Below are 12,644 nucleotides of genomic sequence, written 5' to 3'. Positions count from 1 at the left end.
CAGTCTGCCAAGCTGAGCAACCACGCGCCGCAGTACGAGGAGCAGCCGTCCGATGGACCTCGACGTCTTCGTGTCCGCCCACCGAGCCGAGTGGGACCGCCTGGAGGCCCTGCTACGCCGCCAACGCCGCCTCTCCGGAGCCGAAGCGGACGAACTCGTCACCCTCTACCAGCGTGCCGCCACCCACCTCTCCCTGATCCAGTCCAGCGCACCGGACCCACAGCTCACCGGACGACTGACCCACCTCGTCGCACGCGCGCGTAGCGCCGTGACCGGCACACGCCGTGCCTCCTGGCACGACGTGACCCGCTTCCTGACCCACGGCTTCCCCGCGGCGGTCTACCGCTCCCGCCACTGGTGGGTCCCGACCGCCCTGCTCTCAACGGCCCTCGCGGCAGTCATCGGCTGGTGGATCGCCACGCACCCGGAGGTCCAGTCCTCCATCGCTGCCCCCAGTGAACTGCGCGAGCTCACCCGCCCCGGCGGCCAGTACGAGACGTACTACTCCAGCCACCCGGCGGCGTCCTTCGCGGCCCAGGTCTGGACGAACAACGCCCAGGCCGCCGCTATGTGTCTCGTCCTGGGCGCCTTCCTGTGCTTCCCCGTCATCTGGATCCTCTTCCAGAACATGCTCAACCTGGGGGTGGGCATCGGCCTGATGTCATCGGCCGGCCGGCTCGACACCTTCCTCGGCCTGGTCCTGCCCCACGGCCTCCTGGAGCTGACCGCCGTCTTCGTAGCCGCGGGCACAGGCCTGCGCCTCGGCTGGACCGTCATCGACCCGGGCCCGCGCACCCGCCGCACCGCCCTGGCCGAGGAAGGCCGCGCAGCCCTCGGCATGGCGATCGGCCTGGCACTGGTCCTGTTCGTATCGGGCGCCATCGAAGGCTTCGTCACGCCCTCGGGCCTGCCGACCTGGGCCCGCATCGCCATCGGCGTCGCCGCCGAACTGGCCTTCCTCGCCTACGTCTACGTCCTGGGCGGCAGGGCGGCCCGTGCGGGTGACACGGGAGACCTGGACCGCACCGACCGCAGCGCCTCGGCCCCCACGGCAGCGTGATGTGCGTACGACCCTGCTGAGCTGCTAGTCTCCTCTTCGCCCCGGGAAAACCGTTGACACGGAAGGACTGGGGAGGTAGATTCGAACAGTTGCCTAGAACTGGACAAGCGCCAGAGGCAACAGTTAAAGTCGGCCTGCTTCTCGAATTACATCAATTGAGGAGCCGCCCCCGATTCAATCGGAACTTCGACCCGGTAAGACCGGCCGAAAACTTCTGATAAAGTCGGAACCGCCGGAAAGGGAAACGCGAAAGCCGAAAGGCCGGAGCGGGAACCGGAAAGGCACCGAGGAAATCGGACACGAAAGAGTCTGATAGAGTCGGAAACGCAAGAACAAAAGAAACACCGAAGGGAAGCGCCCGGAGGAAAGCCCGAGAGGGTGAGTACGAAGGAAGCGTCCGTTCCTTGAGAACTCAACAGCGTGCCAAAAGTCAACGCCAGATATGTTGATACCCCGGCTCACTTCGGTGAGTTGAGGTTCCTTTGAAAAAGTCCTTCCACGGAAGGCACACAGCGAGGACGCTGTGAACGGACGGGATTATTCCTCCCGACCGTTCCGCTCTCGTGGTGTTCATCCCGATTACGGGAAAACATTCACGGAGAGTTTGATCCTGGCTCAGGACGAACGCTGGCGGCGTGCTTAACACATGCAAGTCGAACGATGAACCACTTCGGTGGGGATTAGTGGCGAACGGGTGAGTAACACGTGGGCAATCTGCCCTTCACTCTGGGACAAGCCCTGGAAACGGGGTCTAATACCGGATAACACCTCCACTCTCCTGAGTGGAGGTTAAAAGCTCCGGCGGTGAAGGATGAGCCCGCGGCCTATCAGCTTGTTGGTGAGGTAATGGCTCACCAAGGCGACGACGGGTAGCCGGCCTGAGAGGGCGACCGGCCACACTGGGACTGAGACACGGCCCAGACTCCTACGGGAGGCAGCAGTGGGGAATATTGCACAATGGGCGAAAGCCTGATGCAGCGACGCCGCGTGAGGGATGACGGCCTTCGGGTTGTAAACCTCTTTCAGCAGGGAAGAAGCGAAAGTGACGGTACCTGCAGAAGAAGCGCCGGCTAACTACGTGCCAGCAGCCGCGGTAATACGTAGGGCGCAAGCGTTGTCCGGAATTATTGGGCGTAAAGAGCTCGTAGGCGGCTTGTCACGTCGGGTGTGAAAGCCCGGGGCTTAACCCCGGGTCTGCATTCGATACGGGCTAGCTAGAGTGTGGTAGGGGAGATCGGAATTCCTGGTGTAGCGGTGAAATGCGCAGATATCAGGAGGAACACCGGTGGCGAAGGCGGATCTCTGGGCCATTACTGACGCTGAGGAGCGAAAGCGTGGGGAGCGAACAGGATTAGATACCCTGGTAGTCCACGCCGTAAACGGTGGGAACTAGGTGTTGGCGACATTCCACGTCGTCGGTGCCGCAGCTAACGCATTAAGTTCCCCGCCTGGGGAGTACGGCCGCAAGGCTAAAACTCAAAGGAATTGACGGGGGCCCGCACAAGCAGCGGAGCATGTGGCTTAATTCGACGCAACGCGAAGAACCTTACCAAGGCTTGACATACACCGGAAAGCATCAGAGATGGTGCCCCCCTTGTGGTCGGTGTACAGGTGGTGCATGGCTGTCGTCAGCTCGTGTCGTGAGATGTTGGGTTAAGTCCCGCAACGAGCGCAACCCTTGTTCTGTGTTGCCAGCATGCCCTTCGGGGTGATGGGGACTCACAGAAGACCGCCGGGGTCAACTCGGAGGAAGGTGGGGACGACGTCAAGTCATCATGCCCCTTATGTCTTGGGCTGCACACGTGCTACAATGGCAGGTACAATGAGCTGCGATACCGTGAGGTGGAGCGAATCTCAAAAAGCCTGTCTCAGTTCGGATTGGGGTCTGCAACTCGACCCCATGAAGTCGGAGTTGCTAGTAATCGCAGATCAGCATTGCTGCGGTGAATACGTTCCCGGGCCTTGTACACACCGCCCGTCACGTCACGAAAGTCGGTAACACCCGAAGCCGGTGGCCCAACCCCTTGTGGGAGGGAGCTGTCGAAGGTGGGACTGGCGATTGGGACGAAGTCGTAACAAGGTAGCCGTACCGGAAGGTGCGGCTGGATCACCTCCTTTCTAAGGAGCACTTCTTACCGATCCCTTCGGGGTGAGGTCAGAGGCCAGTACATCGGCGAATGTCTGATGCTGGTTGCTCATGGGTGGAACGTTGACTACTCGGCCTGTTTCTCGGGTCGGAGGCTGCAAGTACTGCTCGTAAGGGCGTGGAAAGCATGATCTTCGGACGGGGACTGGTCGGGCACGCTGTTGGGTATCTGAGGGTACGGGCTTGTTCCCGACCTCAATGCCGACCCCAGTGTAGGTTCGCTTTTGCGGGCTGTGATGGGTGGTTGGTCGTTGTTTGAGAACTGCACAGTGGACGCGAGCATCTGTGGCCAAGTTTTTAAGGGCGCACGGTGGATGCCTTGGCACCAGGAACCGATGAAGGACGTGGGAGGCCACGATAGTCCCCGGGGAGTCGTCAACCAGGCTTTGATCCGGGGGTTTCCGAATGGGGAAACCCGGCAGTCGTCATGGGCTGTCACCCGCTGCTGAACACATAGGCAGTGTGGAGGGAACGCGGGGAAGTGAAACATCTCAGTACCCGCAGGAAGAGAAAACAACCGTGATTCCGGGAGTAGTGGCGAGCGAAACCGGATGAGGCCAAACCTACGACGTGTGAGACCCGGCAGGGGTTGCGTCGTGGGGGTTGTGGGATCTCTCTTTCACAGTCTGCCGGCTGTGAGACGAGTCAGAAACCGTTGATGTAGGCGAAGGACATGCGAAAGGTCCGGCGTAGAGGGTAAGACCCCCGTAGTCGAAACATCAGCGGCTCGTTTGAGAGACACCCAAGTAGCACGGGGCCCGAGAAATCCCGTGTGAATCTGGCGGGACCACCCGTTAAGCCTAAATATTCCCTGGTGACCGATAGCGGATAGTACCGTGAGGGAATGGTGAAAAGTACCGCGGGAGCGGAGTGAAATAGTACCTGAAACCGTGTGCCTACAAGCCGTGGGAGCGTCGGGATGGAGCTTGCTCCATCCTCGTGACTGCGTGCCTTTTGAAGAATGAGCCTGCGAGTTTGCGGTGTGTTGCGAGGTTAACCCGTGTGGGGAAGCCGTAGCGAAAGCGAGTCCGAATAGGGCGATTCAGTAGCGCGCTCAAGACCCGAAGCGGAGTGATCTAGCCATGGGCAGGTTGAAGCGGCTGTAAGAGGTCGTGGAGGACCGAACCCACCAGGGTTGAAAACCTGGGGGATGACCTGTGGTTAGGGGTGAAAGGCCAATCAAACTCCGTGATAGCTGGTTCTCCCCGAAATGCATTTAGGTGCAGCGTCGTGTGTTTCTTGCCGGAGGTAGAGCACTGGATAGGCGATGGGCCCTACCGGGTTACTGACCTTAGCCAAACTCCGAATGCCGGTAAGTGAGAGCGCGGCAGTGAGACTGTGGGGGATAAGCTCCATGGTCGAGAGGGAAACAGCCCAGAGCATCGACTAAGGCCCCTAAGCGTACGCTAAGTGGGAAAGGATGTGGAGTCGCACAGACAACCAGGAGGTTGGCTTAGAAGCAGCCACCCTTGAAAGAGTGCGTAATAGCTCACTGGTCTAGTGATTCCGCGCCGACAATGTAGCGGGGCTCAAGCGTACCGCCGAAGTCGTGTCATTTCAGCATGAGGGCCAACGCCCGCTGGGATGGGTAGGGGAGCGTCGTGTGCCGGGTGAAGCTGCGCCGGAAGGCAGTGGTGGACGGTTCACGAGTGAGAATGCAGGCATGAGTAGCGATACATACGTGAGAAACGTGTGCGCCGATTGACTAAGGGTTCCTGGGTCAAGCTGATCTGCCCAGGGTAAGTCGGGACCTAAGGCGAGGCCGACAGGCGTAGTCGATGGATAACCGGTTGATATTCCGGTACCCGCTGTGAAGCGTCAAACATTGAATCAGGCGATGCTAAGTCCGTGAAGCCGTTCCGGACCCTTCGGGGAATGGAAAGTGGTGGAGCCGACGGACCAGACTTGTAGTAGGTGAGTGATGGGGTGACGCAGGAAGGTAGTCCAGCCCGGGCGGTGGTTGTCCCGGGGTAAGGGTGTAGGCCGTGCGGTAGGTAAATCCGTCGCACATAAGGCTGAGACCTGATGCCGAGCCGATTGTGGTGAAGTGGATGATCCTATGCTGTCGAGAAAAGCCTCTAGCGAGTTTCATGGCGGCCCGTACCCTAAACCGACTCAGGTGGTCAGGTAGAGAATACCGAGGCGTTCGGGTGAACTATGGTTAAGGAACTCGGCAAAATGCCCCCGTAACTTCGGGAGAAGGGGGGCCATCACCGGTGATGAGTCTTGCACTCTGAGCTGGGGGTGGCCGCAGAGACCAGCGAGAAGCGACTGTTTACTAAAAACACAGGTCCGTGCGAAGCCGTAAGGCGATGTATACGGACTGACGCCTGCCCGGTGCTGGAACGTTAAGGGGACCGGTTAGTGCACTTTCGGGTGTGCGAAGCTGAGAACTTAAGCGCCAGTAAACGGCGGTGGTAACTATAACCATCCTAAGGTAGCGAAATTCCTTGTCGGGTAAGTTCCGACCTGCACGAATGGCGTAACGACTTCTCGACTGTCTCAACCATAGGCCCGGTGAAATTGCACTACGAGTAAAGATGCTCGTTTCGCGCAGAAGGACGGAAAGACCCCGGGACCTTTACTACAGTTTGATATTGGTGTTCGGTTCGGCTTGTGTAGGATAGGTGGGAGACTGTGAAGCATGCACGCCAGTGTGTGTGGAGTCGCCGTTGAAATACCACTCTGGTCGTGCTGGATGTCTAACCTCGGTCCGTGATCCGGATCAGGGACAGTGTCTGATGGGTAGTTTAACTGGGGCGGTTGCCTCCCAAAGAGTAACGGAGGCGCCCAAAGGTTCCCTCAGCCTGGTTGGTAATCAGGTGTTGAGTGTAAGTGCACAAGGGAGCTTGACTGTGAGACCGACGGGTCGAGCAGGGACGAAAGTCGGGACTAGTGATCCGGCGGTGGCTTGTGGAAGCGCCGTCGCTCAACGGATAAAAGGTACCCCGGGGATAACAGGCTGATCTTCCCCAAGAGTCCATATCGACGGGATGGTTTGGCACCTCGATGTCGGCTCGTCGCATCCTGGGGCTGGAGTCGGTCCCAAGGGTTGGGCTGTTCGCCCATTAAAGCGGTACGCGAGCTGGGTTTAGAACGTCGTGAGACAGTTCGGTCCCTATCCTCTGTGCGCGTAGGAATATTGAGAAGGGCTGTCCCTAGTACGAGAGGACCGGGACGGACGAACCTCTGGTGTGCCAGTTGTCCTGCCAAGGGCATGGCTGGTTGGCTACGTTCGGAAAGGATAACCGCTGAAAGCATCTAAGCGGGAAGCCTGCTTCGAGATGAGTATTCCCACCCCCTTTGAGGGGTTAAGGCTCCCAGTAGACGACTGGGTTGATAGGCCAGATCTGGAAGCCCGGTAACGGGTGGAGGTGACTGGTACTAATAGGCCGAGGGCTTGTCCTCAGTTGCTCGCGTCCACTGTGTTGGTTCTGAAACCACGAACAACCCCATGTGTGGTCACGCATGGTGCGGTTGTCAGTTTCATAGTGTTTCGGTGGTCATAGCGTGAGGGAAACGCCCGGTTACATTCCGAACCCGGAAGCTAAGCCTCACAGCGCCGATGGTACTGCAGGGGGGACCCTGTGGGAGAGTAGGACGCCGCCGAACTAAATTTGATAAAGCCTCAGGCCCTGGACAATGTCCGGGGCCTGAGGCTTTTTTGCGTTTACCCCTGCCCGCCGAGCGTGGGGCTTTTTCTCAGAGGCGGCCGGTTGCTTTGAGGGAGAGATAGGTGTCGGCCAATGCGGGGGCCAGGTCGTTGGGGGGTGCGTCCACGACTGTGACGCCACGGCGGGTGAGCTGCTCGGCCGTGTGGTGGCGTTCCGACTGGGATTGCGCAGCGGCTGCCGCGTCGTATACCGCTTCCACTGTTCCGCGGCCCGTCGCCATTTCTTCGATGTGCGGGTCGGCCACCGATGCGACGAGGACCTTATGACGCTTGGTGAGCCGAGAAAGTACGGGAAGCAGGCCCTCTTCGACCGGGGCCTTGTCGAGGCTGGTGAGCAGCACGATCAGGGAACTGCGCGGCGCTGTGCGCAGGACCGTCGATGTGAGGCCCCGGGCGTCCGTCTCGATGAGTTCGGGCTCCAGCGTTGCCAGGGCGTTGACCAGGGAGGGCAGGACGTCGCCTGCTGAGCGGCCTTGGACCAGGGCTCGTACTCGACGGTCGTACGCGAGGAGGTCCACTCGGTCGCCGGCGCGGGAGGCCAGGGCGGCGAGGAGCAGGGCGGCGTCCATGGAGGCGTCGAGGCGCGGGGCGTCGCCGACGCGGCCGGCTGAGGTACGGCCGGTGTCGAGGACCAAGAGGATGCGCCGGTCGCGTTCCGGGCGCCAGGTGCGGATCGCGACCGTGGAGCGGCGGGCCGTGGCTCGCCAGTCGATGGAGCGGGTGTCGTCGCCGGGGACGTAGTCGCGGAGGCTGTCGAACTCGGTTCCCTGGCCGCGCGTCAGGACGCTGGTGCGGCCGTCGAGTTCGCGCAGGCGGGCCAGTTTGGAGGGGAGGTGCTTTCGGCTGGCGAAGGGCGGTAGGACTCGTAGGGTCCAGGGGACCTTGTGGGTGCCCTGGCGGGCGAAGAGGCGCAGCGGGCCGTACGAGCGGATGGTCACGCGGTCCGCGTGGTGGTCGCCGCGTCGAGTGGGGCGCAGGTGGGTCGTGAGGCGGCGGCGTTCGCCGGCCGGGATCATCAGGCGGTGGCGGGAGGCGGCCGTCTCGGTACCTGGCTGCCAGCTGCTGGGTGGCCAGGCGTCGCGGAGGTCGACGCGCAGGGGGCGGCCGGAGGGGTTGGTGACGGTGATCTCGACATCGGCGGCTTCTCCGAGGCGTACCGACGTGTCGCCGGAGCGGATCAGGCCGAGGCGGCGTACGGGCGCGGCCAGGGCGAAGTCGCAGGCGCAGGCCAGAGCCAGCGGGGTGTTGACGGCGAGGACGCCGGTCCAGCTGGGGTCCCAGAGGCCCACGGGGAGTGTGCCCAGGGCGGCCAGGAGGGCGGCGCGTCCGGTCAGAGCCATCAGCGGGGGACCGGGACGTGGGCGAGGATCGCGTTGATCACGGAGTCCGTGGTCACGCCTTCCATCTCGGCCTCAGGGCGGAGCTGGACGCGGTGGCGGAGTGTGGGGAGGGCCAGGGCCTTGACGTCGTCCGGAATGACGTAGTCGCGGCCGGTGAGCCAGGCCCAGGCGCGTGCGGTGGAGAGCAGGGCGGTGGCGCCCCGGGGGACACGCCCAGGTTGAGGGAGGGCGATTCGCGGGTCGCGCGGCATACGTCGACGACGTAGGCGGTGATCTCGGGGGAGATGGAGGTCTTGGCGACCGCGGCGCGGGCGGCTTCGAGGTCGGCGGGGCCCGCGATGGGGCGTACGCCAGCGGCGCGCAGGTCGCGGGGGTCGAAGCCCTCGGCGTGGCGGGTGAGGACGTCGATCTCGTCCTGGCGGGAGGGGAGAGGGACCGTCAGTTTGAGGAGGAAGCGGTCCAGTTGGGCTTCGGGGAGGGGGTAGGTGCCCTCGTACTCGACGGGGTTCTGGGTGGCGGCCACGAGGAAGGGCTCGGGGAGCGGTCGCGGGGTGCCGTCGACGGTGACCTGGCGTTCCTCCATCGCTTCGAGGAGGGAGGACTGGGTCTTGGGCGGGGTGCGGTTGATCTCGTCGGCGAGGAGGAGGTTCGTGAAGACCGGGCCGGGCTGGAAGGAGAACTCGGTGGTGCGGGCGTCGTAGACGAGAGAGCCCGTGATGTCGCTCGGCATGAGGTCGGGGGTGAACTGGACGCGCTTGGTGTCGAGTTCGAGGCTCGCGGCGAGGGCTCGGACGAGCAGTGTTTTGGCCACGCCGGGGACGCCTTCCAGCAGGACGTGGCTGCGGCAGAGGAGTGCGACGACGAGGCCGGTCACGGCGGGGTCCTGGCCGACCACGGCCTTGGAGATCTCGGCGCGCAGGGCTTCGAGGGAAGCGCGTGCGTCGCGGGAGTCCCGGTCGGGCCCCTTGTCTCCATTGGGCCCGGTGTCGCCGCTGGGCCCGTTGTCAGTGGTCGGGTCCATCATGGGTGGCGTACCTCACTTTCGAGGGCGTCGAGTTGGTCGGCCAGGGCGATGAGTGCTGCGTCGTTGCCCGGGGGTGGGCCGAAGAGAAGGGGGTGGAGATCTTGGCCGGGGGTGCGAAGGCGCATGGACAGGGCGGGGATCAGGGTCTCGGGTGCGTGGGCCTGGGCTGGGCCTACGCCGACGAGGGGGGCGAGGCGGGTACGGGCGGCGGTGCGCAGGGCGGATGCGGCGCGGTCGCGGGCGTTCGCCCCGCGATACAGGCGGGCACGGCCTTCGACCGTCTCTGAGGCGCGGATGACCACGGGGAGACGTTCGGCGACGAGGGGGCCGAGACGGCGGGCGCGCCACAGGGCGGCGAGCACGGCGGCGAGGGCGAGTTGGAGCGTGCCCCATCGCCAGCCGGAGGGGATCAGGTCGAAGAAGCCGCGTTGCTCGGAGCCGGTCGCCGCCTGGTCGTCGGAGAGTGAGGGGAGGTACCAGACCAGGTGGGGGCGGGAGCCGAGGAGTTGGAGGGCGAGCGAGGCGTTGCCCTGCTGGTCGAGGCGGTCGTTGTAAACGATGTCGGGGGCGCCGAGGACGACGGTGTCGCCCTTTCCACGGGGGGTGGGGAGATGCAGAAGGCTGGGCAGGCCGTCGCTGAGGTAACAGGCCTCCGCGTCCGGAGCGAGGGTGTCGTAGCGGATGCCGCCCACGTCGGCGGTGCCGGCTCGGCGGGCGGCGGGGAGGGAGCAGGACGGGGCGAGCGCCGAGTCCGCGCTGGGGGTGGCATCGGCGGTCACCCCTGGGGCGAGGTCGCCGACCGACGGGGTGCCGGGGGCGACGAGGACGGTGCGCCCCCCGGCGTTCTTGGTGGCCGTGCGGAGGCGGGAGCGCTGGCCGTCGGTGAGCAGGTCGGGGTTGGTCACCAGGAGCGTGGTGTCGGCGCCGGCCGCGGAGCCGGCCTGGGCGGTGGTGGTGACCACGCGGGTGGACACCCCTCGCTCGGCGAGGAGTTCGGCTACGGCTCGGCTGCCCTGAGGGTCGGCGGAGCGGGGGTCCAGGCGGCCGTGTTGGGCGCCGGTGCGGAGTGCGGCGATGGCGACGGCCGCCGCGAGCAGGACGACCACGGCGAGGACAATGCCTCGGGAGCGGGTCCACAGGTGGCGGGGCGTCGGCGAGACCGAGGTCGACGGGGGCGACGGCGTATCGGGGTGGTCCGCGGTGGCGCGCGGGGTGGGCTGGGGGACCTTGTCGGAGCGGGTGGAGCCGGTCACTCGGCGGCTCCCTGGTGGCTGCTGCTGGGTGTGGTGTGGGCGGTGCTGGTCAGAGGCGCCAGTACGGGCTTGGCGCGTTCCAGGTCGCGGTCGAGTTCGGCCAGGCGGAGGTACGCGGCTTCGTCTGCGGTACGGCCGCCGTATGTGACGTCATCGAACGCGTGGGCGGCGGCGCGGAGTCGGCCGGTGTGGGCGGGGAGGGGCCGGGCCGCGTCCGCTGCGGCCTCGTCGGCGGTGCGGCCGGGGCGCGGGTCAAGGAGCGCGCGTTCCTCCAGGGCGCGGACGATGGCACGCATGCGTTCCTGGACGGCTTGGTTCCAGTGGCTCTGGGCGGCGTGGGCCGCTGCGGCAGCGCGATGTTCGGCGGCGCTGCGGGGACGGGCGTCGAAGAGGGCCGGGGCGGATGCGGGGACGCGCTGCGGGGCGCCCAGGCGCCACCACAGGGCGACGCCGAGGAGCACCACGGCCAGGATGATGGCGAGGAGCCCGAACCGGCCGCCGGGGGTGGCTCCCGCGGCGGCGGAGAACAGGTCGTCGACCCAGTCCCAGAAGGTGTTCAGGGCGCGCTGGAGGAGGCTGGGGTCGTGCTCGTGGTACATCGGCCTGGACAGCTCGCGCTCGGCCGCCTCACGTGCGGGGTCGCGCGAGATCGTCACCGGTGGGTCGTCGCCGGTGCGCGGCAGGAGCGGTGCCGCTCCGAACCCCATGAGCACTGCCCCCGCCGCGGTCACCGCATCAGCTCCCCGGGGTGCCGGACGGGTTGGGTCCCTGAGCGGGGATGCCAGCGGCGCGGGTGAGTTCGAGGTCGAGGGCCTCGCGTCGGATCCGCTGGTCGATGTAGAGGAGCACGGTGACCCCGGCCGTGATCGGGAACGTCAGCATGGAGCCGATCACGGACCCGACACCGCTGACGATCAGGAACGTCCAGCCCAGTTCGCCGGTGCCGTTGAGGAAGCCGCTCACCCCCTCGCCGCTGAGCGCGCCGGCGAGGAAGGTGAACGGGATGACGATGATCGACGCCACGACGTTCGCGATGATCGCGGCGAGCAGCTGGATGCCGAAGACTCGCCACCAGGAGCCGCGGACCAGCTTCGCGGAGCGGGCCAGAGACTTCTTGACGCCCTGCTTCTCCAGCATGAGCGCGGGAGAGGCGAGCGAGAAGCGGACCACGATCCAGATGGCGGCGACACCGGCGGCGAGGCCGCCGAGCACGGCGAGGCTCGCGCCGACGTCGGAGGCGCCCGCCACCGCGATCAGGACGCCGGGCAGGATGCCCACGGCGATGACCGCGGTGCCGATGAGCGGGATGAGCAGGGTCAGGCCGAACAGTTTCGCCAGCCGGGGCCGGGAGTCCCGCCAGGCCTCGGCGATCGTCACCGGCTTGCCGAGCACCGCACGGCTGGTGACCATCGTGAGCAGGGCCGTGGCGACAATCGTGCCGAGCAGGGTGATCACGAGGACCACTCCGGAGTTCAGCAGGGTGTCGCCCATGGCGCGGGTCAGCTCACCGACGGTGGCGCTGGGGTCGTTGAGGGCATCGGTGTCCACGGACTCGTGCAGGACGAGTCCTTGCAGGAGGACGACGACGATTTCGGTGAGCACGGCCACGGTCAGGGAGATGCCGAGCACCGTGCGCCAGTGGGCGCGCATCGTCGACACCGCGCCGTCGAGGATCTCGCCGACGCCGAGCGGGCGCAGCGGGATGACGCCGGGCTTGGCGGCGGGCGGCGGGCCCTGCCAGGCGCCCCAGCCGCGGTAGCCGCCGGGGCCGGCGGGGCCGGGGACTCCGGGGCCGCCAGGGCCGGGAGGTGGGCCGCCCCAGCCCCAGCCGCCGCCCTGGCCGGGCGGAGGCGGTGGGGGAGGCGGGGTCTGGCCCGGGCCGGGGGTGCCGGGCGGGGACCACTGGGCGGGCGGCGGCTGCTCCTTGGACCACTTGGACGGGCCGCCCTGGTGGCCGGCGTCCGCGGGCTCGGGGGCGTCCGGCTTGCCGGAGTCCTGTCCGTCGGAGGGGGCAGATCCGGGCGAAGCCCAGCCCGGAGTGTCGTTCATCGTCGCTCCTTCACGGTGCCCGTCCGCGGGTGCGGCGGCAGGTTGCCAGCCATCGTGCCACGGGGCACCGGCCGGGTGACCGGGTGCCGTAGAGGCAGA

The 12,644-nt window shown here is 65.6% G+C and carries 5 protein-coding genes, 3 rRNA genes and 1 pseudogene; 4 read left to right on the top strand and 5 right to left on the bottom strand.

Going from position 1 to position 12,644, the window contains the following annotated elements; translation table 11 throughout:
* The first annotated feature begins 52 nt into the window (after nucleotides 1-52).
* From ACOBQB_RS24355 to rrf, 4 genes are all read left to right on the top strand, one after another.
* Nucleotides 53-1,060 (top strand): stage II sporulation protein M, encoded by a 1,008-nt coding sequence (locus ACOBQB_RS24355; protein WP_423594247.1) that lies wholly within the window; start codon nucleotides 53-55, stop codon nucleotides 1,058-1,060.
* 592 nt (nucleotides 1,061-1,652) lie between these two features.
* Nucleotides 1,653-3,178: ribosomal RNA gene (locus ACOBQB_RS24350) — 16S ribosomal RNA — on the top strand.
* A gap of 315 nt (nucleotides 3,179-3,493) precedes the next feature.
* Nucleotides 3,494-6,614, top strand: a 23S ribosomal RNA gene (locus tag ACOBQB_RS24345).
* A gap of 87 nt (nucleotides 6,615-6,701) precedes the next feature.
* A 5S ribosomal RNA gene (gene rrf / locus ACOBQB_RS24340) occupies nucleotides 6,702-6,818 on the top strand.
* Together the 16S, 23S and 5S rRNA genes form the textbook arrangement of a ribosomal RNA operon.
* A 90-nt stretch (nucleotides 6,819-6,908) precedes the next feature.
* Here the strand turns inward: rrf and ACOBQB_RS24335 are convergent.
* The 5 genes and pseudogenes from ACOBQB_RS24335 to ACOBQB_RS24315 all read right to left on the bottom strand — a co-directional run bounded on the left by ACOBQB_RS24335 (nucleotide 6,909) and on the right by ACOBQB_RS24315 (nucleotide 12,545).
* Nucleotides 6,909-8,219, bottom strand: a complete 1,311-nt coding sequence (locus ACOBQB_RS24335) for a DUF58 domain-containing protein (RefSeq protein WP_423594246.1) — start codon at nucleotides 8,217-8,219, stop codon at nucleotides 6,909-6,911.
* Nucleotides 8,219-9,240: pseudogene (locus ACOBQB_RS24330) on the bottom strand (AAA family ATPase). The gene ACOBQB_RS24335 and the pseudogene ACOBQB_RS24330 overlap by 1 nt, the downstream one beginning before the upstream one ends.
* A complete protein-coding gene (locus tag ACOBQB_RS24325; RefSeq protein WP_423598722.1) occupies nucleotides 9,240-10,382 on the bottom strand; it encodes a DUF4350 domain-containing protein in 1,143 nt (380 codons plus the stop codon). Before ACOBQB_RS24325 ends, ACOBQB_RS24330 begins: the two are co-directional and overlap by 1 nt.
* A gap of 110 nt (nucleotides 10,383-10,492) precedes the next feature.
* Entirely contained in the window at nucleotides 10,493-11,203 is a 711-nt protein-coding gene (locus tag ACOBQB_RS24320; RefSeq protein ID WP_423598720.1) for a DUF4129 domain-containing protein, read from the bottom strand.
* Between the two features lie 28 nt (nucleotides 11,204-11,231).
* Complete coding sequence (locus ACOBQB_RS24315) at nucleotides 11,232-12,545, bottom strand: glycerophosphoryl diester phosphodiesterase membrane domain-containing protein (RefSeq protein ID WP_423594245.1); 1,314 nt, start codon at nucleotides 12,543-12,545, stop codon at nucleotides 11,232-11,234.
* Between the last annotated feature and the right edge of the window lie 99 nt (nucleotides 12,546-12,644).

It is taken from the genome of Streptomyces sp. G5(2025) (genome assembly GCF_049542075.1).
Taxonomy (GTDB): domain Bacteria; phylum Actinomycetota; class Actinomycetes; order Streptomycetales; family Streptomycetaceae; genus Streptomyces.
This window is presented reverse-complemented; position numbering and strand designations above follow the sequence as displayed.

Bases quoted from the DNA above. Each gene is read 5' to 3' on its own strand.
- ACOBQB_RS24355 (WP_423594247.1), top strand. From the start codon at position 53: ATGGACCTCGACGTCTTCGTGTCCGCCCACCGAGCCGAGTGGGACCGC.
- ACOBQB_RS24335 (WP_423594246.1), bottom strand. From the start codon at position 8,219: ATGGCTCTGACCGGACGCGCCGCCCTCCTGGCCGCCCTGGGCACACTC.
- ACOBQB_RS24320 (WP_423598720.1), bottom strand. From the start codon at position 11,203: ATGGGGTTCGGAGCGGCACCGCTCCTGCCGCGCACCGGCGACGACCCA.
- ACOBQB_RS24315 (WP_423594245.1), bottom strand. From the start codon at position 12,545: ATGAACGACACTCCGGGCTGGGCTTCGCCCGGATCTGCCCCCTCCGAC.